Source organism: Sphaerimonospora thailandensis (assembly GCF_016863115.1).
GTDB lineage: Bacteria > Actinomycetota > Actinomycetes > Streptosporangiales > Streptosporangiaceae > Sphaerimonospora > Sphaerimonospora cavernae.
This window is the reverse complement of sequence record NZ_BOOG01000113.1, coordinates 1-2,754: the sequence shown is the minus strand read 5'-3', so window position 1 is coordinate 2,754 and position 2,754 is coordinate 1. Positions and strand designations below refer to the sequence as shown.

Genomic DNA, 2,754 nt, shown 5'->3' with positions numbered 1-2,754 from the left:
AGCCGGAGACCGCTTGATGGCGTTTAGGACCCTTGAGCGCCTGCTCACTGGAGTTGTTGGACCTCGCCGTCGACTGCGCGTGGTTCGGATGATGCGCAGTACCCGTCTCGTGTCCGGGTGACGCATCGGTTCCATCCGCTGTTCGGCCAGGTGCTGGAGTTCGTCAAGCGCCGTAACAACTACGGCAACGATGATCGCGTGTATGTCTACGACACGTGCGGTGAGCTGGTCTCATTGCCGGCCGAGTGGACCGACGTCATCGCCGAGGACCCGTTCGTCGTCATGGCTGATGGGCGTGCGGCGTTCCGGACGGATGACCTGCTGAAGCTCGCCGACCTGATCGCGCAGATCAGCACCGGACAGTTCTCGGCGGCGCCGCAGAGTGTCAAGCGGATTACGCCGTGAGTGTCACGGCGATTATGTCGATCGCGTCGATGGCGGCTGGCCCGCTCTGGTGGGCGATGATGGTCTGCCTGCTGCTATGGGCCTACCGTCGGCGTGTCACGGCGACACCGCTAACACTTTTGGACATAATCTCCTGGACAAGGCGGTCCGGGAGGCATTATGCCCAGGCGGGACAGGCCCGATCCGAAGGCCCAGGCGCTGCGCGAGAGCAGGACACTGAATCGGGTGCAGCTCTTCTGCAGTGAGCTGATCGGTCAGGCGGTGAGGGTGTATCGGTCCTGGTAATGGGTTTGATGGACGCGTTGGTGCTCGCGGGCGAGGTGATAACGCCAGTAGGCCGCGAAATCTCCGCAGGAGATCAGCGCGCGGAGTTTCAGGATGGCTTCGGCTCCGGCCAGGCCCCAGCGGGCGCCGGTGATGTCGAGGCGGTCGCCGATCAGGTGGCGGGGTAGGGTCGGCCACGCGGCGAGGTACCAGCCTGAGCTGGTCCTTTTCCCCGTGGCCTCCCTCCGAACCGGACGTGCCCGTTTCCGGGCATCCGGCTCTCCAGTGACTACTACGTGAGCGTTGCGGCGAGGGACCGCCCGTGGATCTCGTCATGGCATCGGCCGCAGGCCACCAGGGATTTGCGGCGTTTCGATTTCATGATCGAAGCCCAGGCGGGCGGGTTTTCCCCGATCCCGTCGAGTTCGGCCATGCGGCCGACGTGGTGGACTTCAATGTCCTGCAACCGTCCGCAGAGTTCGCAGACACCTCGATGGAGGCGCTTGGTGATCTCTTTGGTCGGGTATCGCGAGCCGGGGTTCGCACGGTCGGTGAGGACCGCTCGTTTCTGCCGTTTGAGTGGGATGCCTCCGAAGCGCGCTACCAGTGGTTCCCTGCCTTCACGTTCGATCCGGGCCTCGAAGCAGGTCCGCGGGCCGTGCGGTGTGAGGATCTTGGCCTTGAAGCGGGCCGCCATCTTCGACACCGACGAGCGGTGCTTGCAGGCCAGGGTCTTGAGCATGGAGGTTTCCATGACCCATCGCAGCCGGTGCAGCCGAAAGACGTCACCGGCGAGCAGGTAGTACTGGACAAGGCCCCGGTACTCGGCCCCGAATCGGCCGACGATGGTGTGGTCGGACTCTTTGATCATCGGGTTGCGGCATTCGGGTATGCCGCGTGACAAGTACGGGGCACTCTTGGCCTTGACCACCGACGCGGGCACGTGCAGCGCGATCGCCCCGTTGAGCGTCCGGCTGTTGCGCCGAGCGCGCACTGAGCGTCGCAGTGTCCTGCGGTCGCTGCTCGCGACAGAGATCTCATAGCCGAGGAAACGCGCCCGCTGGGTGCGGGCGTGGGTGATCAAGGTCTTGGTGGGTGAGAGTTCCAGCTTGAGTTCCTCGCGCAAGAACACCGCCAGACGATCCTTGATCTCTTCGGCTTCGGCTTTGGGCCCGGCGAACCCCAGCAGGGTGTCATCGGCGTATCGGCAGTAGCGCAGCCGTCGGTAGCCGGGGTCGTCCGGCTGTCCGCTCGGCAGGCTGTGCAGCCGCCGCAGGAGGAACCGCACCTGGGTGCGGTCACCTGCCCGGCGGGCCTTCTCGATCGCCCATTCGACCTTGCGATAGGGGAGGTTCCGGACCCGGGTGCGGCCTCGGGTGTATTCCGGGATGAGGACCGTGTCCACGAAGACGTCCAGTTTGTGCAGGTAGATATTGGAGAGGACGGGGGACGCGATTCCGCCTTGCGGGACCCCGCTCAACGTGGCATGCCACGTCCATTCCTCCAGGTATCCGGCGTTCAGCATGTTACGCATCAGCCGCAGGAACCGGTTGTCGTGGATCTTTTCCGACAGGATCGTGAGCATGACCTCGTGGTCGAACGATCCGAAGCAGTCGGAGATGTCTCCCTCGATGAACCAAGCGGTCCCGGTCCAGGTGTTGGCCACCTCGCGTAATGCGGTGTGACAGCCGCGACCGGGCCGGAACCCGTGGGACCGGTCGGAGAACGTCGGCTCGTAGTACGCCTCCAGCAGGAGGCGGACCACCTCTCCGACGAGCTTGTCCGACCAGGTGGGCAGGCCGAGTGGCCGGGTCTTCCCGCTCTGTTTCTTGGGGATGTGCACTCGGCGCACGGGGGCGAAGCGGTAGCGCTCGTGGCGCAGGGCCTCGATGATGCCCTCGATCCTTCCCATCGACATGCCGTCCACGGTCTCCTGCGTGGCCCCCGGCGTCATCGCGCCCTTGTTGGCGTAGATGCGCCCGTAGGCCAGCAGATACAACTGCGGGTTGAACATCTGCCGATACAGTTCCTCCAGCGGCAGGCCTCGTCTGCCGCGCTCACGCAGGACACCCAGCACCGTTTCGG

The 2,754-nt window shown here is 64.8% G+C and carries 2 protein-coding genes and 1 pseudogene; 1 reads left to right on the top strand and 2 read right to left on the bottom strand.

All coding sequences use genetic code 11. The annotated features are described in order from the left end of the window. Positions 1–117 precede the first annotated feature (117 nt). A complete protein-coding gene (locus Mth01_RS29125) occupies positions 118–405 on the top strand; it encodes a DUF5372 family protein (protein WP_239090089.1) in 288 nt (95 codons plus the stop codon). Positions 406–659: 254 nt separating this feature from the next. Here Mth01_RS29125 and Mth01_RS30040 read toward each other — a convergent pair. Both Mth01_RS30040 and Mth01_RS29115 read right to left on the bottom strand, forming a co-directional pair. Further along, positions 660–851 (bottom strand): annotated as a pseudogene (locus tag Mth01_RS30040) (ISKra4 family transposase); the annotation flags it as partial. Between the two features lie 110 nt (positions 852–961). Beyond that, positions 962–2,754, bottom strand: a 1,793-nt coding sequence (locus Mth01_RS29115) for a reverse transcriptase/maturase family protein (RefSeq protein ID WP_204019172.1), incomplete at its 5' end; no start/stop codon positions are given.